This is a genomic window from Aromatoleum sp., from assembly GCF_036675785.1.
Taxonomy (GTDB): domain Bacteria; phylum Pseudomonadota; class Gammaproteobacteria; order Burkholderiales; family Rhodocyclaceae; genus Aromatoleum.
Genome location: NZ_JAKFEF010000085.1, coordinates 44,012 through 61,635 on the forward strand (window position 1 = coordinate 44,012; position 17,624 = coordinate 61,635).

A 17,624-nucleotide genomic window follows, 5' to 3' on the forward strand; every position below is an offset into this window, starting at 1 on the left:
GGTCGCCGGTCGACGCAATGCTCGGTCCGTCATGGGAGGAGGCGCAACGTGGCGATTCGGGCGCGGATCGGGAGTTTCCATTGACGGCGGACGGCGGACGGCGGAGTGGCCGGATTCGACTCTCGGGCTCCGAGTTGTAAGGGCATGGGATTTTATGCCCATTGCTCTAAGATAGGCGCCCTTCCGTAAGTGAGCACCCTGATGACAGAGCATGCGGGACAAAAGCCGGTGTCCAGCCTCAAAATCTATCTCCGTCTGCTCGGCTACGTCCGCCCCTACGCGGGCCAATTTGCGGTCAGCATCCTCGGCTTCCTGGTCTTCGCGTCGTCGCAGCCGATGCTCGCGGGCGTTTTCAAGTATTTCGTCGACGGCCTGGTCGATCCGTCGGTGTCGCCGTTCCCCGGGCTGCCGCTGCTCGCCGACATGCCGTTGATGCAGGCGGTGCCGGTGCTGATCGTGCTGATTGCAGCGTGGCAGGGGGTCGGGTCGTATCTCGGCAATTACTTCCTGCAGAAGGTGTCGCTCGGGCTCGTGCATGACCTGCGGGTCGCGCTGTTCGACAGCCTGTTGCGACTGCCGAACCGCTACTTCGACGAGCACAGCTCGGGCCACCTGATTTCGCGCATCACGTTCAACGTCACGATGGTCACCGGCGCGGCGACCAATGCGATCAAGATCGTGATCCGCGAAGGCCTGACCGCGGTTTTCCTGTTCGCCTACCTGCTGTGGATGAACTGGAAGCTCACGCTGGTGATGATTGCGATCCTGCCGGTCATCGGCGTGCTCGTGGGCAGCGCGAGCCGCAAGTTCCGCAAGCAGGCGAAGAAGATCCAGCTCGCGATGGGGGACGTCACACACGTCGCGTCCGAGACGATCCAGGGGTACCGGGTCGTGCGCAGCTTCGGCGGCGAGCCGTACGAGTCGCGGCGCTTCGGGGCTGCGAGCGCGGACAACACGCGCAAGCAGCTGCGCATGGTCAAGACCGGCGAGATCTTCACGCCGACGCTGCAACTCGTGACCTACGTCGCGATGGCGTTCGTGCTGTTCCTCGTGCTGTGGCTGCGCGGCGATGCGACCGCCGGCGACCTCGTTGCGTACATCACAGCGGCCGGATTGCTGCCGAAACCGGTGCGCCAGTTGTCTGAGGTCAGCTCGACGATCCAGCGCGGGGTTGCCGCGGCCGAGAGCATCTTCGAGCAACTCGACGAGCCGCCGGAAACGGACCGCGGCGTCGTCGCGCGCGAGCGCGTGCGTGGGCGCATCGAGGTGCGCGAGCTGAGCTTCCGCTACCCGGGCGCCGAGCGCGACGTGCTCGAGGGCGTCGACTTCACCGTCGAGCCGGGCCAGATGGTCGCGCTCGTCGGACGGTCCGGCAGCGGCAAGTCGACGCTCGCGAACCTGATTCCGCGCTTCTACCATCACGAGCGCGGGCAGATCCTGATAGACGGTGTCGACGTCGAGGACTACACGCTGCGCAACCTGCGCCGGCACATCGCGCTGGTGACGCAGCAGGTGACGCTCTTCAACGACACGGTCGCGAACAACATCGCCTATGGCGACCTCGCCGGCGCGCCGCGCGCACAGATCGAGGCGGCAGCCGAAGCGGCGTATGCGAAGGAATTCATCGACCGGTTGCCGCAGGGCTTCGATACGTTGATCGGCGAGAACGGCGTGATGCTGTCGGGCGGGCAGCGCCAGCGGCTCGCCATCGCGCGCGCGCTACTGAAGGACGCGCCGATCCTGATCCTCGACGAGGCGACCTCGGCACTGGACACCGAATCGGAACGCCACATCCAGGCCGCCCTCGACCACGCGACGCGCGGGCGCACGACGGTCGTGATCGCGCACCGGCTGTCGACGATCGAGAAGGCCGATGTGATCATGGTGATGGAGCAGGGGCGGCTCGTCGAACGCGGGTCGCATGTCCAGTTGCTTGCCGCCGGCGGGCATTACGCGCGGCTCCACGCGATGCAGTTCCACGACGACGCGGGCGGGGCGCCCCAGCCGGCGCGCGCCTAGACTGGCGGCAGGTTGTCGTCGAGCCAGCGGTGCAGGCCGCTGTCGGCGGGCCAGTTGCGCAGCAGGCGGGCGCGGTCGCGCCGCCACGCGCGGGCGTGCGCCTGCACGCTGTGATGCTGCACGGCTGCGTCGAGGTCGATGACGACGATTGCGCCGTCCTGCCACAGCAGGTTCGTCGCCTTCATGTCGCCGTGGCTGATGCGCTGCCGGTGCAGGGCGCCGAACAGCGCGCGCAGCGCGGCGGCTTCGGCCGGCGGCGGACCGGCGGCGACATGCGGCGCGAGGTGCTGGAGAAGATTCGGGCCGGGGCAGTGTTCGGTGATCAGCCACGCGCGGCCGCGCAGCGGTCCGACCCGGGCTTCGACGAGCGCGAGTGGCGCCGGCGTCGGGATGCCGAGAAAGCGCAGCCGGTGCCCTTCGAGCCAGGAATGCCATGCGCGGCTCGGGCGCCACGCGCGCGACAGCGCATGGCGCGCGTGCTTCAGGTTGTAGCGCTTGACGACGAGCGCGCGCCCGCCGAGATCGACGCGCGCAACCGTGCAGGTGCCGCCGTCCTTCAGCAAGATCCCCTCGGCAAGCCGACGATCGGGGTCGGCGACGAGCGGCGCGAGCGCGTCGGCTTCGGCGCGGACGACGGCCGCGAAGCGGCGGAAGTTCTTCGCGACGCGGAACAGCGTGCAGTCGCGCAGCGCCTTGCCGAGATAGTCCTTCAGTCGCGCCGCCCGCAGCCCCGCGATCTCGACAGCAAGAAGCGACGGATCGGGATCGAGCGACGGATAGCCGGAACGGTAGGCCGCGACGAGGGCGGGCAACTGCCCGTCCCAGCCGGTCGGCAACTGCGCGATCAGCAGCGCGAGGTTCGCGGCCGCCTCCGCCGCGCAGAGCGGCCGTCCGGCTCGATCCGCATCGACCGCGTCGCCGTCGATGACGTGGAGGCGGCCATGGTGGTGCAGGAAGTTGCCGAGATGCAGGTCATGCTGCAGCAAGCCGCACGCGTGTAGGCGGCCGAGCATCGCGAACGCGGGCGCGAGCACGGCGAGCGCCTCGACATCCCCGGGCGGGAGATGCGCGTGCAGCGCCCATCGGTCGGCAAGGCTCTCGGCGTCCGCGAGGTAATCCGTCAGCAGCGCGTGGCCGTCGCCGGCGAGCGGGCCGGCGTGGATCAGGGCCGGGGTCGGGAGGCCGGCGGCCGCGAGCGCCACGAGTCCTTCGTGCTCGCGCCGCATGTGGCGGGAACTGCCATTCGCGATGAAGAGTTTGGCGAGTACGGGGTGCCCTTCGAATTCGGCCTCGCCGACGATGCGCTTTCCGGGCAGCAGGCGCAGCACGCGCCGCATCGTCAGCGGCCGGCCGTCGGCGAGCGCGACGGTGAAGGGCAGCGACGGCGTGCGACCCGCCTCGCGCAGCGCCGCGGCGGTCGTCGTCACCGGCGCGCTTCCGCGGGTGCGTATTTGCGCAGGTAGCGCGCCTGCAGCTGCGCCGCGCGCGTCTCGAGACGCGCGAGCAGGGCGGCTTCGTCGCGCAGGACTTCGCGCAGCGGACGCCCGAAGTAGCCGCGCAGGAAGCGCAGTTTGTCGCGCTGAGTGAGGCCGATGTCGAGCGCCGAAAAGTACAGCGACGCGAGATCCTTGTCGCGCCAGCGCCGCGGCGTGCGGGCGCGAATCTGCGCGCGATGCAGGTCGATCAGCGACAGTCGCAGCGCCGCCGGCGTCGGCGCCGGATCGAGGTGCAGCAGAAAGTGGCAGATGTAGAAGTCGCGGTGATTCATGCCGCTCTCGTGCATCCGCCGCGCGACCTCGGCGACGCGCGCGATCAGCGCGCGCTTCAGCGCGAAAGCGGGCGGGCGGCGTGGCCAGTCGCGGCAGAAGTCCTCGAGGCTCACCGTCGGCGCGAGCTCTTCGGTGACGATGAAGGAATGCTGTTTCGCCGGATTCGCGCCGCGCTCGCCGTACGCGACCGCTTTCATCGTCGCGATGCCGAGCCGCGTCAGGTGCGCGATTGCGCGCCATTCGTTGCGCGCGCCGAGCACCGGCAGGCGCGCCGACGCCAGGTTCTTCGCGATCTCGCCCCAGCCGATGCCGCGGTGGATCTTGACGAAGTAGCCGCGGCCGTCGATCTCGACGCGCAGCGTGCGGCGGCCTTCGAGTTCGCGGAAGACTTCGCCGTGCAGCGCCTCGACCGCGTCGAACGGGTCGCGACCGGCCCACAGCGAGCGAAACGGTTCGTCGACGACGAGCACTTGCGTCCCGTTCATCCGCGTCCCTGCAGGATCACGTCCGCGGCCCGCTCGGGCAGGCCGTAGAGCTCCGCGCGGTCGGCGAACGCGAGGCCGTTCGCGCTCCACCTCGCGCGCGCGACGTCATCGGCGAGCATCTGCGCGAGCATCCGGTCGAGCGCGGCCTGTTCGAACGGCGCCGGCACGATGCGCCCGGCGTCGGCGTCCTCGATGTAATGCGCGTAGCCGCAGGCGGCGCTCGCGAGCACCGGCAGCCCGGCGACGACCGCTTCGAGCAGCACGGTGCCGGTGTTCTCGTTGTACGCGGGATGGATCAGCAGGTCGGCCCCGAGCAGGAAGCGCGGGATGTCGTCGCGGCCCTGCAGGATGCTGACGCGGTGGCCGAGCCCGAGCGCGTGCAGTTGCACGAGAAAGGGCTTCGGGTCGTCCTGGCCGATCGCGATCAGCCGCGTGCGCTGCTTCAGCGGCTCCGGCAGCGACGCGATCGCCTTCAGGCTGCGGTCGAGCCCTTTCGTCTTGAAGCCGGAGCCGATCTGCACGAGCAGCAGATCGCGTTCGCCGAGCCCGAATTCGCGCCGGAACGCGGCACGGATTCCCGCCGCGTCCGGCGGCGCGCGCCGGTCGGGCGCGATGCCCGGCGGCAGCAGATGGAAGCGGCGCGCCGGGGTGCCGTAATGCCGCATGAAGAGCGGCTGCTGGGCCGCCGAGATCATCAGGATCTCGGTATGCACTTCCGGCGCGAACACTGCGCGCTCGTAGGCGGCGAAGTGGCGATAGCGGCGCGACAGGCGGTACAGCGGGTTGCGCAGCGTGCGCGCCTTGTCCTCGAAGCAGGGGTCGGCGGCGTAGTAGACGTCGAGCCCCGGCATCTTGTTGAAGCCGACGACGCGGTCGGCCGGCCGGCGCGCGAGATCCTGCTGCACCCAGGTGGCGAATTTCTCGTTCCGCGCCGGATTCGTGAGCGCCCGCACCGGCACCCGGATCACGTCGAAGCCCGGCGGAACTTCCCCTTCCCAGTGCAGCGTGTAGACGCGGATCGCGTGGGCGCGCGCCTGGCAGGCGAGCGCGATGCGCAGGAAGTCGCGCTGCAGGCCGCCGAACGGGAAGAACTTGTACAGACAGAACGCGAGCTGCATCAGCCGGCGGCCTTGCGGTCGAAGACGCAGCGGATCAGCGGCGGCTGCGCGCCGGCGGTGTCGGCAAGCGAGCCGTCGGCGCCGCCGACCGGGAGTTCGACCGCGTCGGGCAGGCTGTTGCCCGCGAGGATCGACTGCAGCGAAGTCCAGACGCGTTCCGGGTCGAGCCGCGTGAAACACAGCGGGTGTTCGGCGACCAGGTCGAAGCGCGCCCGCTCCTCGGTCGTCGGCACGTGCATGCACTGCCGCTGCAGGCACGGCGCGCACGCGAGGTTCGACGCGAGATGGAACTGGTTCGGGCCCCACGCGCCGGTGTAGCCGGGGTTCGTCGCGCCGAACAGCGACAGCGTCGGCACGCCGAACGCCGCCGCGAGATGGCCGAGCCCGGTGTCGACCGCGACGCACGCGCGCGCGCCGGCGACCTCGCGCGCGATCCCTTCGAGCCGCAGCCGCGGCAGCACCGTCACGCCGGGAAGATCGCTCGCAAGCCGCTGAGCGCGCTGGAATTCGACGTCGTTGCCCCACGGCAGGCGCACGGCCCAGCCGCGGCTGGTGGCGCGCTCGACCAACCGGCGCCAGTAGATCTCGGGCCAGTGTTTCGTCACCCACGTCGTGCCGTGCAGGAACAGCAGGTAGGGTTCGCGCTCCTCGGTGCCGGCGAGCCGCCGGCGGTCCAGGCCGTAATCCCCCGGCCCGTCGGGGACGGTGTAGCCGAGCGCTTTCGCGAAGAGCTCGCGCACGCGGTCGACGGCGTGGCGCCCGACCGGCACTGCGTGCGGATGGGAGTAGAAACGGCTCGCGAGCGGCTCGCGCGCCGAATTGTGGTCGAGACCGTGCACTGGCTTGCCGCTGTAGCGCGTCAGCACCGCGCTCTTCAACAGTCCCTGCGCGTCGATCGTCGCGTCGTAGCGGCCTTTCTCGATCTGCCGCTTGAAGCCGCTCCATTCACCGCTGATCAGCGCGCGCAGCGGCGCCTTGCGCCAGCGCCGGACCGCGACCGGGATCACGCGATCGACGGCGGGATGCCACGCCGGGATCTCGGCGAAGGCGTCCTCGACGACCCAGTCGAAACGGATTCCGGGGATCGCTTGCACCGCGTCGGTGAGGGCCGGCAGCGTATGGATGACATCGCCGAGCGAGGACGTCTTGACGACGAGCACGCGCATTCAGACGGCTCCGGCGGAGCGGACGAAACGCAGCGGTGCGGCGAGGCCGAGCGATTCGAGCGCGCGCAGCACGCTCTGCGGAGTGATCTCCTTCAGGCAGTTCGTGTGGCCGAGCGGGCAGACCCGTTCGAAGCACGGCGAGCATTCGAGGCGAAGGTAGCGTACGACGACGCGGTCGGCGAGCGGCGGCGTGTGGTCCGGCGTCGAGGAGCCGTAGATCGCGACGAGCGGCCGGTCGAGCGCGGCGGCAACGTGCATCAGTCCCGAGTCGTTTGTCACTGCGGCCTCGCTCATCGCGAGCAGGTCGACCGCGTCGGCGAGCCGCGTGCGCCCGCACAGGTTGACGACGCCGTTGCCGCCCGTACGCACGATCTCGTCGCCCGCGGGGGCGTCCTTGTCGGAGCCGAGAATCCAGACCTGGTGGCCGCGGGCGACGAGTTCGCGCGCGAGCGTCGCGAAATGCGGCAGCGGCCATTGTTTCGCCGGGCCGTACTCCGCGCCCGGCATGAAGCAGATCGCGGGACGGTCGGCGCTCAGCCGATGGGTCTCGCGCAGGCGCGACTGGTTCGCCGGGTCCGGCGTCAGGCTCGGTCGCGGCAGCGGGTGCGGAAGCATCGCGCGCGGCGGCAGTCCGAGCGCGATGAAGCGTTGCACCGTCATCGGGAGCGCCTGCTTGTCGAGCGTTCGCATGTCGTTGAGCAGGCGGTAGCGCATCTCGCCGCGGAAGCCGGTGCGTTGCGGAATGCCGGCGAAGAACGGCACGAGTGCGGATTTCAGCGACCCCGGCAGCACGATCGCCTGGTCGTAGCGCGTCTTCGCGAGTTCGCGCCCGAGCCGCCAGCGCGTACGCAGGTCGAACTGCCCGTGTCCGAGCGGCATCGCGATGCCCCGGCGCACTTGCGGCATGCGCTCGAGGATCGGCAGCGACCATCCGGGTGCGAGCACGTCGATCTCGCACCGACCGGCGGCCTTCAGCGTCATGAAGAGGCTCTGCGCCATCACCATGTCGCCGACCCACGACGGCCCGACGACGAGAATCCTGCGGCTCGGGGCCATCAGTCGCGCAGCGCCAGCCATTCCATGTAGCGCGGCACGCCGACCTCGACCGGCATGAACTCACGGTCGTAGCCCGCCTGCCGCAGCGCGCTCATGTCCGCCTGCGTGAAGCTCTGGTAGCGGCCCTTGAGGTGCTCGGGAAAGGCGATGTAGTCGATGCCGCCGCCGCCGGCTTCGCCCTTGTGCCACGCCAGCGCGGCACGCGCGACCTCGTTGAAGGTCTGCGCGCGGCCGGTGCCGACGTTGAAGATGCCGCGCACGCCCGGGTTGTCGAGCAGCCACAGATTGACCGCGACGACGTCGTCGACGTGGATGAAGTCGCGCTGCTGCTCGCCCGGGCCGTAGCCGTCCGCCCCCTCGAAGAGACGCAGCCGTCCGCTCTCGTTGAGCTGGTTGTGGAAGTGGTACGCGACGCTCGCCATGCTGCCCTTGTGCTGCTCGCGCGGCCCATACACGTTGAAGTAGCGCAGGCCCGCGACCTGGCTGTCGATCCGCGGCGCGAGCGTGCGCAGGTGGCAGTCGAACAGGAACTTCGAGTACGCGTACATGTTGAGCGGGCGCTCGAACTCGCGCGACTCGCGGAACGTCGGGCCCATGCCGTAAACCGACGCCGACGACGCGTACAGGAAGGGCACCCGGCGGGCGAGTGCCCACGCGAGCAGCGACTTCGTGTACTCGTAGTTCACGGACATCACGAAGCGGCCGTCCCACTCCGTCGTCGAGGAGCACGCTCCCTCGTGGAAGATCGCTTCGACCGGACCGAACTCCTCGTTCGCCTCGATGCGGCGCAGGAAATCGTCCTTGTCCATGTAGTCGCGGATGTCGGCGTCCGCGAGGTTCAGGCACTTGCGTCCGTCGGTGAGGTCGTCGACGACGAGGATGTCGCGGTGGCCGCGGTCGTTCAGGCCCTGTACGATGTTGCTGCCGATGAAGCCGGCGCCGCCGGTGACGATGATCATCATTTCCCTCCTGAATACGTCCGCGTTACGCGCGCGGTTCGGCCGGGCGGACTGCGCTCGCCGCATGCAGGGCGAGATCGAGTTCGGCCAGGTTGACGGTCGCGGTCCCGAGCTTGCCGACGACGACGCCGGCGGCGAGGTTCGCGAAGGCGGTCGCGTCCGGCAGGGACAGGCCGCAGGCGAGCCCCGCGCCCAGCACGGCAACGACGGTGTCGCCCGCGCCGGTGACATCGAACACGTCGCGCGCCTGCGTCGGTAGGTTCAGCGGCTCCGCGCCCTTTTGCAGCAGCGTCATACCGCGCTCGCTGCGCGTGACGAGCAGGGCTTCGAGGTCGAGCATCTCGCGCAGCGCCTCACCGCGGGACACGAGCGCGCTTTCATCCACGCAGTGCCCGACGACCGCCTCGAACTCGCTGAGGTTCGGCGTGATCACCGTCGCGCCGGCGTAGCGGCCGAAATCCGTGCCCTTCGGGTCGACCACGACTGCGACGCGATGTTCGCGCGCGACGCGGATCAGCGTGCCGACTTCGGCGAGCGTCCCCTTGCCGTAATCGGAGAGCACGATCGCGCCGCTCCCGCTGACCGCGTTGCGGAACGCTTCCTCGACGCCGGCGCTTTCGAGCATCGCGAAGTTGTCTTCGAAATCGAGCCGGATCAGTTGCTGGTGGCGACTGATCACGCGCAGCTTTGTGATCGTCGGATGCTGCGGCGCCTCGAGCAGCCGGCAGACGACGCCGCCGCCTTCGAGCCGTTCGTGCAGCAGCCGCGCGGCTTCATCGCGACCGACGAGCCCGACGAGCTCGGCGTTCGCGCCGAGCGATGCGACGTTGAGGGCGACGTTGCCGGCCCCGCCGGCGCGGAACTCGTCGGCCTCGACCTTGACCACCGGGACAGGCGCTTCGGGCGAGATGCGGGTCGTCGAACCGTGCCAGTAGCGGTCGAGCATGACGTCGCCGACGACGAGGACGCGGCCGTTCGAGAAGTCGGGCAGGGTGGGCGGCATGAGGCGGAAGGCGTGACCAGCGTGCTGAAAAGTCGAAGATTATCCCATGAACCGCTGTTTTCGAGCGGCCGGCGTCGCGGCGCGGTCCGTCGTGGTCGGGCCGGGTGCGCGATGGGCGTCACCCGGGGCAAACCGAACCCGCTGCTCTCACGCGACGGCGTGCGCGTCCCGCAGCCGTTCTTCGGGTGCGCGGATTGGCCGAAGCCGCCGTGACGCAGGTGCGCAACTCAGCGATTGAACCACTTCAGCGCGACGCCCCAGTCTTCGACATCGAGCCGGGTCGCGTGGCCGCACGCGAAGTCGAGCCCGAGCCAGCGCTCGGCGGGCAGACCGAGCAGGTGACCGGCGATCGCGCGCAGCGGGCCGCCGTGGGCGACGACGACGACCGGCTCGCCGGAGCGGCCATCGACGACTTCGCCGAGCCAGTCGAGCACCCGCGCCGCCATCTGCCGCGCGGATTCGCCGCCCGGCGCCCGGAAGTCGAGCGGCGCGCTCGCCCAGGCGTCGATCGCCGCGCCGATCTCGGCGTACGGCCGCAGTTCCCATTCGCCGAAGTGTATCTCGCGGAGCCGCTCATCGAGGACCGGTGCGCCGAGTTCGGCCGCGAGCAGCCGCGCCCGGGCGAGCGGGCTCGCGTGCAGCGCGTAGCCCGCCGGGAGCAGCGGCCGCAACCGCGCGGCGACCGTCGCGACGCATTCGGCGACGCCGACGTCGGCCTGCCCGTAGCAGACGCCGGCGGCGACGTCCGGTCGCGGATGGCGGATCAGGTGAAGTTCCATGCGACGAGGATGCCGAGGTAACAGGCGAGTTCGCTGCCCTGCTGCGCGGCGCCGAGGCAGTCGCCGGTGTAGCCGCCGAGGCGGCGCAGGAACACGCGCGCGGCCCAGGCGGTGACCGCGAACGTCGCGACGAGCCCAGCCGCCGCTTCGAGCGGCGCGAGCAATGCGAGCGGGGCGAGGCCGAAGAGCGTCGCGGTCGCGAGTTCGGCGGCCGACAGCCGCCGCGCTAGCGGTTTCGACTTCGAGCTTTCGTCCTCGCGGACGTATTCCATCAGGTGGATCAGGCTCGTCGACGCGAGCCGCGACAGCGGGTGCGCGACGAGCAGCGCGGCCGCGACCTTCAGGTCGCCCGCGCCGGCGAGTTCGACGAGCGCCGCGGCCTTCGCGAGCAGTATCAGCACGAGGCCGACCGTCCCGTAACTGCCGATGCGCGAGTCCTTCATGATCGTCAGCACCTGGACCTTGTCCCACCCGCCGCCCAGGCCGTCGCACGCATCCGCCCAGCCGTCCTCGTGGAACGCGCCGGTCGCGCGGATCGTCGCCGCCATCGACAGCAGCACCGCGAGCGTCGGCGGCAGGACCTGCGCGAGCGCGAGGTAGCTCGCCGCCCCGAGGCCGCCGACGAGCCAGCCGACGAGCGGAAAGTAGCGTGCCGCGTGATTGAGCCGCTCCGGCGACCACGGCACCCACGTCGGGACCGGCAGCCGCGTGAAGAAACCGAGCGCGGTGAAGAAGAGTTCGAGCTGGTAGCGCAGCGCGTTCATCGGCTTGCGCGAGCGCGGCGGCATTCGCGTCGCACGCTCACCGGCCCGGCTCCAGCTGACCGTCGACGCGGGCCGAATCGAAGCTCGCCATGTCGTTGAGGAAATTCACCGCGGCCTGCACGAGCGGGAATGCGAGCGCGGCGCCGGTGCCTTCGCCGAGGCGCAGGTCGAGATCCATCAGCGCGTCGACGCCGAGGTGCTCGAGCTGGACCGCGTGGCCCTGCTCCTTCGAGCGATGCGCGAACACGCAATAGGGCAGGATCTGCGGCGCGATCGCGTGCGCGACGAGCAGCGCCGACGTGACGATGAAGCCGTCGATCAGCAGGACCATGCGTTTTTCCGCGGCACCGAGCATCGCGCCGACCATCATTGCGATCTCGAAGCCACCGTATTCGGCGAGCGCGGCGAGCGGCTCCGAAATCCGGCCGCCGCGCGCGAGCGCTTCGCCGAGGAGCTTCTGCTTGCGGCTCACGCCGGCGTCGTCGAGCCCGGTGCCGCGGCCCGTTGCGGTGCGCAGGTCCGCGCCCGCTAGGCAGCAGGTGAGCAGCGTCGCAGACGCCGTGTTGCCGATCCCCATTTCGCCGAAGCCGACGAGATTGCAGCCGTTCGCCGCGAGCGCATGCGCGAGGTCGCGACCGCGAGCGACGGCCGCGCGGCACTGGTCCGCGCTCATCGCCGGCGCTTCGAGATAATTCGCCGTGCCGTTCGCGACCTTCGCGTCGACGAGGCCCGGACGGCGGCCGAAATCGTGGTTGACGCCCGCGTCGACGATGGTCAGATCGAGCCCCATCTGCCGGCAGAACACGTTGATCGCCGCGCCGCCGGCGAGAAAGTTCTCAACCATCTGCCACGTCACTTCCTGCGGGAACGCGGAGACCCCCGCGCGCGCCGCGCCGTGATCGCCGGCGAAGACCGCGACGTGCGGCTGGCGGATCTGCGGATTCAGCGTCTGCTGCGCGAGGCCGATCTGCAGCGCGAGCGCTTCGAGGCGCCCGAGCGCGCCGTGCGGCTTGGTCTTGCGGTCGATGCGGTGCTGCAGCGCGGCCGCGAGTTCGGTCGCGGGAGGGCGGATGTCGAAGTCCATCGGGGAGTGTGACGTTGTCCTGAAGGGCGGTGATGGTAGCACGGCGGCGCGGCGCGTCTTGCCGTTCGCGGCGGTGCCGGGAAGCCCGCGGCTCAGCCCTTCAGCGCCAGCGGAAGCCCCGCGGCGACGAAGGTGACTTTCTCGCAAAGGCCGGCCAGCGCCTGATTCATCCGTCCGGCTTCGTCGCGGAACAGCCGGCCGAGTGGCGTCTCCGGGACGAGGCCGAGGCCGACTTCGTTCGCGACCAGCAGGATCGGCCCCGGCAGCTGCAGCACGCAGTCGAGCAGGGCGGTGCGCTCGGCGAGGAAGCGCGGCAGGTGGTGCGCGTCGAGCGGCGCGGGCAGCAACTCGGCGCCGACCATCAGGTTCATCAGCCACAGCGTCACGCAATCGACGATCACGCAGCGCCCTTCGTGCGCTTCGTCGCGCAGCGCCTGCGCGAGCGCGACGGGCGTCTCGACGACGCGCCATGCCGCGGGGCGGTCTTCGCGGTGGCGGCGGATGCGTTCGGCCATTTCGGGGTCGAGGGCTTCGGCGGTGGCGATGACGGTCACCGGCAGGCCGCTGTCTTGCGCGAGCGTCTCGGCGAGGCGGCTCTTGCCCGAGCGGGCGCCGCCGAGGATCAGGTGGGCGGACATGTCGTGGGGATCCGCGCGGATTTCGCGCTGCAGGAAGTCGTGGAAAACGCTATTATCCACGCCCGCATCCGGGTTTCGGATGCGACGTGTTTCAGGTGCCCGAAGGCGAGTCTCGCCGGAAGGTTAAACGGGAAACAGGTGCGCGAGCGCTCTCGAAGCGTGACGCAATGCCTGCGCTGCCCCCGCAACGGTAAGTGGACGCAAGGCGCATCCAACCGCCACTGGACGACGAGTCCGGGAAGGCGATGCGACCGGTCCGGCAGTTCCATCCGGAACGCCGGCCAGCCCACGAGTCCGGATACCGGCCCGAACGCGAATTGGCTGAAGTGCCGCGGGGTGGCGGCGAAGCGCGCTTTTTCCGTGCTCGCATCGTGCTCCCCGATGGGCGCTGACTCGTGAAACATCGCCACGGTAAGCGGGGACGCTGCCGCGGCACAGGGAGAATCCCGATGAACATCCGCCTGTCCGCGACGGCCGTCGCGGTTGCTGCTGCTTTTCCGCTTGCATTCGCGACCGCCGTGCAGGCCGCCGACGCGAGCGGTGAAACGGTGATCGTGTCCGCGACGCGCATCGACACGCCCGACGTTGCCGCAACCTACGCGTCCGAAGTCCATCGCCGCAGCGACATCGAACGCTCCGGCGCGACCACGCTCGTCGACTACCTGGCGCAGCAGACGTCGATCCAGGTGGGGCCGTATTTCGGCAACCGCTACACCCCGAGCATCAACATGCGCGGCTATGGCGCCTCCGACGGCTTCCAGAACGTCGTAATTTCCCTGGACGGACGGCGCCTCAATAACATCGACATCGTGCCGCAACTGCTCGGCGCCATCCCGCTGGCCGATATCGACCGCATCGAGATCGCGAAAGGCAGCGGCTCGGTGATCTACGGTGACGGCGCGACCGCGGGGACAATCCAGATCTACACGAAGCCGCGCCCCGGCGCGAGCATCGAGGTGAACGCGGGCAATTACGACGCGATCGGGGCGACCGGGAGCGCCGGTCTCGTGCGCGACCGCTTCGCATTGTCGGCGACCGTCGACCACAGCGAGCATGGCGGGTTCAGCGACAAGGATTCGACCGGGCATCGCGACGAATCCGACGCAGAAAGCTGGCGCGTCGGTGCCTCCGGGAAGCCCGCGGATGGGCTGAAGCTGAGTTTCGACGCCGGCAGTTCGCGCATCGACACCCGCTTTCCCGATTCGCTGACACTCGCCCAGTTCAAGGACGACCCGGCGACGTTTGCTGCGAAACCGGACTTCTTCGGCAATCCGACGCCCTATACGCATCAAAAGTACGAGACCGACTACTGGGGTGTAGGTGCCGAGTACGACCTGACGTCGTCGGTGCGGTTGGCGGCCCGCCACAGCGACGAAGACAAGATGTCGGAATTCGTGCAGTTCGACTTCAAGTCCGACTACCGCTACCTGTCGGATGAAATTTCGCTGCAGTACCTCGGCGATGTGTTCTCGCTCACGGCCGGAGTGCAGTCCTTCGACGGCGTGCGCAAGGGAAGCGACAACGACACGACGAAGCGCAATCTCGGCGGATTTGTCCAAGGGCAGTACGAGTTGGGGGATCTGACCCTCTCCGCCGGCGCCCGTCGCGAGCGTGTCGAGTACGAGTTCGAGCCTGACGCCGGTAATCGCCTCAAGGACGACGAAGACCTGACGTCGTGGGACATCGGCGCGAACTACCGCGTCGACAGCGCGCTGTCGGTGTTCGGCAACTACAACCGCGCCTTCCAGGCGCCGGACATCGACCGCTTCTTCCAGGCGGACTTCTCGGTGTTTCCGAGCATCGTGCGGTTCAACGCGTTCATCGAGCCCGCGAAGGTGCGCACCCTCACGCTCGGTATGAACCACGTCACGTCGGTCAATCGTCTGAAGGTCGCGGCGTTCCACGCCAAACTCGAGGACGAGATCTACTTCTTCGACTCCGGCAATTTCTTGACGAGCTTCAACACCAATATCGACCGCTCGCACAAATATGGCCTCGAGGCGCAGGATTCGTGGATGGTGACGCCAGGGCTGACCGTGCTGGTCAACTACACCTGGACGCGGGCGATGATTGACCGCGAGGATTCGGGCAACGGCGCGTTCGACGGCCAGGAACTGCCGGGCGTCCCGCGTCATAACGTCGTCGCGGGGTTCAACGTCAAGGTCGGAGAGCGCGGAAACTTCTATCTGTCGCACACATGGCGCAGCAAGGCGTGGGCCGCCGACGATTTCGACAACAACAACGCGCAGAAGCAGCGCGAGTACCAATCGACAGACCTCGCTTACCGCCACCGCATCAAGGATGTCGAAGTGTACGCGGCGGTGAGTAATCTCTTCGAGTATGAGAACGGCGTGTGGGTCGGCGACGATCAGATCTATCCGGTCAATTTCGCCCGTACGTGGAAGGTCGGCGCGAAACTGTCCTTCTGATAACCCGCGTGATCCGCTGCTGAGGGAGCCCTCTGCAATTGCGCATCGTCCCCCGCGTCCTTCCCGTCCTAACGGTGCTCGCGCTCGCGGCCTGCGGGTCGCTGGTCTTCGCGCTTTCGGCGGGTGACCTGCACATCTCGTTCCCGGACGTTGTCGCCGGGCTCCTCGGGGACGGCGACAGCCTCCCGGGGGGGGTCGTCCGCGAACTGCGCCTGCCGCGCGCGGTCGCGGTGTTCGCGTGCGGGGGGCTGCTCGCGATCGCGGGGGCGCTGATGCAGGTGCTGTTGCGCAATCCGCTCGCGGACCCGTACGTGCTCGGGATTTCGGGCGGGGCGGCGGTCGGGGCGCTCGGCGCGATGCTGTTCGGGCTTGCGCCGTGGCTCGTCGACCTGGCGGCGTTCGCCGGGGCGCTCGGAGCGATGCTGCTGGTGTTCGGGCTCGCGCACGGCGACGGGTCGTGGACGCAGACGCGGCTGCTGCTCACGGGCGTCATCGTCGCGGCCGGTTGCGGCGCGGCGGTCACGCTGATGCTGTCGCTTGCGACGGACACGCGGCTGCAGTCGATGCTGTTCTGGCTGATGGGGGACGCGTCCGGCGCGTCGCGGCCGTGGCCCGCGCTGGTGCTGATGGTCGTCGGGCTTGTCGCGGTGTTGCCGTTCGCTCGCGATCTCAACGTGCTCGCGCGTGGCGAACTCTCCGCCCGCGCGCTCGGCGTGCGCGTCGAGCGGCTGCGTTACCTGCTGTACCTGGTCGCGTCGCTGCTGACCGCGACCGCGGTGACGCTCGTCGGCTCGGTCGGTTTCGTCGGGCTGATCGTGCCGCACCTCGTGCGCTTCGCGATCGGCAACGACCAGCGCGTGCTGCTGCCGGCGTCGATGCTCGCCGGCGGTACACTGCTGACGGTCGCGGACACCGCGGCGCGCACCGTCATCGCGCCGATGCAGTTGCCGGTCGGCGTGCTGACCGCGCTGATCGGCGTGCCGGTATTCCTGTTCCTGCTGTCGCGGCATCCGCGCTGACGAGGGGCCATGAACGCGTTTCCGCCCCGCGCTCCCGCCGCTGTCGTCCGCCCGGCCGGATCCGCCGTCGGCGTCGGCGATGAAATCCTGCTCGAGGCCGACCGCCTCGCGCTGCAAATCGGCGAGCGCTGGCTGTGCTGCGAGTTCAGCCTGCGTCTGGCGGCCGGCGAGTGCCTCGTGCTGCTCGGGCCGAACGGCGCAGGCAAGACGACGCTGCTGCACACGCTCGCCGGGCTGCGCGCGCCGTCGGTCGGGGCGGTGCGGCTCGGCGGCCGGCCGTATGCCGACTGGGATCACCTCGCGGCGGCGCGCTTTCGCGGGCTGTTGCCGCAGCAGCAGCCGGACCATTTCTCGGCGTCGGTGCTGCAGACGGCGCTCGTCGGCCGCCATCCGCATCTGGGTCGCTGGGGCTGGGAGAGCGACGACGACGTTGCGATTGCGCGCGCGGCGCTCGCCGAAGTCGGGCTCGCCGACCTGGCCGAGCGCGACATCCTGAATCTCTCCGGCGGCGAGCGGCAGCGCGTGTCAATCGCCGCGCTGCTGACGCAGGCGCCGCGACTTTTCCTGCTCGACGAGCCGACGAATCACCTCGACCTGCATTACCAGGTCGCCACCCTCGAACTTTTCGCCCGCCTCGCGCGCGACGGGCGCGGCGTCGTGATGGTGCTGCACGACATCAACCTCGCGGCGCGCTTCGCCGACCACGTGGTCCTGCTCGACGGCCGCGGCGGCGTGATCGCAGGGTCGCGCGACGACGTGCTGCGGGCCGATCGCCTGAGCCATGCCTACGATCACCCGATCCGCGGCGTCGACGTCGACGGGCGGACCGTCTTTCTTCCGGAGTGAGCCATGAACGAAGCGATCGAACCGACGCACCGGGACGCGCGCCACGCCGCGCGGATGCAGCGCAAGAAGGCGGTCGTCGATGAAAAAATCGCCGCGGCGCAGATCGAACGCGGCGTGCTGCTGGTCAACACCGGCAACGGCAAGGGCAAGTCGAGCGCCGCCTTCGGCGTCGTCGCGCGTGCGCTCGGCCACGGCATGAAGGTGGGCGTCGTGCAGTTCATCAAGGGCCGCTCGGACACCGGCGAGGAGGCCTTCTTCCGCCGCCAGCCCGACGTCGTGTGGCATGTGATGGGCGACGGCTTCACCTGGGACACGCAGGACCGCGCGCGCGACGTGGCGAGTGCGCAGGCAGCGTGGGATCAGGCGCGGGCGCTGCTGCGCGACCCCGCAATCGGGCTGGTGGTGCTCGACGAGTTGAACATCGCGCTGAAATACCGCTACCTTGACGTGGAGACGGTGCTCGCGGATCTGTGCGCGCGGCCCGCGTTGC

16 protein-coding genes and 1 riboswitch are annotated in these 17,624 nt (G+C 69.5%); of the genes, 5 read left to right on the plus strand and 11 right to left on the minus strand.

What is annotated here, in order from left to right:
• Positions 1 to 201 precede the first annotated feature (201 nt).
• Entirely contained in the window at positions 202 to 2,019 is a 1,818-nt protein-coding gene (gene msbA, locus V6M37_RS18365; RefSeq protein WP_332675758.1) for a lipid A export permease/ATP-binding protein MsbA, read from the plus strand.
• On the opposite strand, the gene V6M37_RS18370 is transcribed toward msbA, so the two are convergent.
• The 11 genes from V6M37_RS18370 to cobU all read right to left on the minus strand — a co-directional run bounded on the left by V6M37_RS18370 (position 2,016) and on the right by cobU (position 12,840).
• Positions 2,016 to 3,446: a lipopolysaccharide kinase InaA family protein gene (locus V6M37_RS18370; protein WP_332675731.1), complete on the minus strand. Its 1,431-nt coding sequence runs from the start codon at positions 3,444 to 3,446 to the stop codon at positions 2,016 to 2,018. The genes msbA and V6M37_RS18370 overlap by 4 nt on opposite strands.
• Complete coding sequence (rfaP, locus tag V6M37_RS18375; RefSeq protein ID WP_332675733.1) at positions 3,443 to 4,273, minus strand: lipopolysaccharide core heptose(I) kinase RfaP; 831 nt, start codon at positions 4,271 to 4,273, stop codon at positions 3,443 to 3,445. Before rfaP ends, V6M37_RS18370 begins: the two co-directional genes overlap by 4 nt.
• A complete protein-coding gene (locus V6M37_RS18380) occupies positions 4,270 to 5,391 on the minus strand; it encodes a glycosyltransferase family 4 protein (RefSeq protein ID WP_332675735.1) in 1,122 nt (373 codons plus the stop codon). The genes rfaP and V6M37_RS18380 overlap by 4 nt, the downstream gene beginning before the upstream one ends.
• Complete coding sequence (waaC, locus tag V6M37_RS18385; protein WP_332675737.1) at positions 5,391 to 6,557, minus strand: lipopolysaccharide heptosyltransferase I; 1,167 nt, start codon at positions 6,555 to 6,557, stop codon at positions 5,391 to 5,393. The genes V6M37_RS18380 and waaC overlap by 1 nt, the downstream gene beginning before the upstream one ends.
• A complete protein-coding gene (gene waaF / locus V6M37_RS18390) occupies positions 6,558 to 7,613 on the minus strand; it encodes a lipopolysaccharide heptosyltransferase II (RefSeq protein WP_332675739.1) in 1,056 nt (351 codons plus the stop codon).
• Complete coding sequence (gene rfaD / locus V6M37_RS18395) at positions 7,613 to 8,572, minus strand: ADP-glyceromanno-heptose 6-epimerase (protein WP_332675760.1); 960 nt, start codon at positions 8,570 to 8,572, stop codon at positions 7,613 to 7,615. Before rfaD ends, waaF begins: the two co-directional genes overlap by 1 nt.
• A gap of 25 nt (positions 8,573 to 8,597) precedes the next feature.
• Entirely contained in the window at positions 8,598 to 9,575 is a 978-nt protein-coding gene (gene rfaE1, locus V6M37_RS18400) for a D-glycero-beta-D-manno-heptose-7-phosphate kinase (protein WP_332675741.1), read from the minus strand.
• 227 nt (positions 9,576 to 9,802) lie between these two features.
• On the minus strand, positions 9,803 to 10,354 hold the full coding sequence (cobC, locus tag V6M37_RS18405; protein ID WP_332675743.1) for an alpha-ribazole phosphatase family protein: 552 nt from the start codon (positions 10,352 to 10,354) through the stop codon (positions 9,803 to 9,805).
• Positions 10,339 to 11,109 (minus strand): adenosylcobinamide-GDP ribazoletransferase, encoded by a 771-nt coding sequence (locus V6M37_RS18410; RefSeq protein ID WP_332675762.1) that lies wholly within the window; start codon positions 11,107 to 11,109, stop codon positions 10,339 to 10,341. Before V6M37_RS18410 ends, cobC begins: the two co-directional genes overlap by 16 nt.
• A gap of 46 nt (positions 11,110 to 11,155) precedes the next feature.
• On the minus strand, positions 11,156 to 12,202 hold the full coding sequence (gene cobT / locus V6M37_RS18415) for a nicotinate-nucleotide--dimethylbenzimidazole phosphoribosyltransferase (protein WP_332675745.1): 1,047 nt from the start codon (positions 12,200 to 12,202) through the stop codon (positions 11,156 to 11,158).
• A 92-nt stretch (positions 12,203 to 12,294) separates the two neighbouring features.
• Entirely contained in the window at positions 12,295 to 12,840 is a 546-nt protein-coding gene (cobU, locus tag V6M37_RS18420; RefSeq protein WP_332675763.1) for a bifunctional adenosylcobinamide kinase/adenosylcobinamide-phosphate guanylyltransferase, read from the minus strand.
• Between the two features lie 75 nt (positions 12,841 to 12,915).
• Positions 12,916 to 13,164, plus strand: a riboswitch (cobalamin riboswitch).
• Between the two features lie 125 nt (positions 13,165 to 13,289).
• Between cobU and V6M37_RS18425 the strand changes: the two genes are divergently transcribed.
• From V6M37_RS18425 to V6M37_RS18440, 4 genes are all read left to right on the plus strand, one after another.
• Positions 13,290 to 15,269, plus strand: coding sequence for a TonB-dependent receptor (locus tag V6M37_RS18425; protein WP_332675747.1), 1,980 nt, complete (start codon positions 13,290 to 13,292; stop codon positions 15,267 to 15,269).
• Positions 15,270 to 15,307: 38 nt separating this feature from the next.
• The gene (locus tag V6M37_RS18430; RefSeq protein WP_332675749.1) at positions 15,308 to 16,288 is read left to right on the plus strand and encodes a FecCD family ABC transporter permease; all 981 of its coding nucleotides are present in this window, start codon (positions 15,308 to 15,310) and stop codon (positions 16,286 to 16,288) included.
• Between the two features lie 9 nt (positions 16,289 to 16,297).
• Positions 16,298 to 17,134, plus strand: coding sequence for an ABC transporter ATP-binding protein (locus V6M37_RS18435; RefSeq protein ID WP_332675751.1), 837 nt, complete (start codon positions 16,298 to 16,300; stop codon positions 17,132 to 17,134).
• Positions 17,135 to 17,137: 3 nt separating this feature from the next.
• A partial coding sequence (locus V6M37_RS18440) for a cob(I)yrinic acid a,c-diamide adenosyltransferase (RefSeq protein ID WP_332675753.1) occupies positions 17,138 to 17,624 on the plus strand: 487 nt, incomplete at its 3' end.

What these genes read in the sequence shown, in the direction of transcription:
- msbA (WP_332675758.1), top strand. Translation starts at nt 202, where the DNA reads ATGACAGAGCATGCGGGACAAAAGCCGGTGTCCAGCCTCAAAATCTAT.
- rfaP (WP_332675733.1), bottom strand. Translation starts at nt 4,273, where the DNA reads ATGAACGGGACGCAAGTGCTCGTCGTCGACGAACCGTTTCGCTCGCTG.
- V6M37_RS18380 (WP_332675735.1), bottom strand. Translation starts at nt 5,391, where the DNA reads ATGCAGCTCGCGTTCTGTCTGTACAAGTTCTTCCCGTTCGGCGGCCTG.
- waaC (WP_332675737.1), bottom strand. Translation starts at nt 6,557, where the DNA reads ATGCGCGTGCTCGTCGTCAAGACGTCCTCGCTCGGCGATGTCATCCAT.
- waaF (WP_332675739.1), bottom strand. Translation starts at nt 7,613, where the DNA reads ATGGCCCCGAGCCGCAGGATTCTCGTCGTCGGGCCGTCGTGGGTCGGC.
- rfaD (WP_332675760.1), bottom strand. Translation starts at nt 8,572, where the DNA reads ATGATCATCGTCACCGGCGGCGCCGGCTTCATCGGCAGCAACATCGTA.
- rfaE1 (WP_332675741.1), bottom strand. Translation starts at nt 9,575, where the DNA reads ATGCCGCCCACCCTGCCCGACTTCTCGAACGGCCGCGTCCTCGTCGTC.
- cobC (WP_332675743.1), bottom strand. Translation starts at nt 10,354, where the DNA reads ATGGAACTTCACCTGATCCGCCATCCGCGACCGGACGTCGCCGCCGGC.
- cobT (WP_332675745.1), bottom strand. Translation starts at nt 12,202, where the DNA reads ATGGACTTCGACATCCGCCCTCCCGCGACCGAACTCGCGGCCGCGCTG.
- cobU (WP_332675763.1), bottom strand. Translation starts at nt 12,840, where the DNA reads ATGTCCGCCCACCTGATCCTCGGCGGCGCCCGCTCGGGCAAGAGCCGC.
- V6M37_RS18425 (WP_332675747.1), top strand. Translation starts at nt 13,290, where the DNA reads ATGAACATCCGCCTGTCCGCGACGGCCGTCGCGGTTGCTGCTGCTTTT.
- V6M37_RS18435 (WP_332675751.1), top strand. Translation starts at nt 16,298, where the DNA reads ATGAACGCGTTTCCGCCCCGCGCTCCCGCCGCTGTCGTCCGCCCGGCC.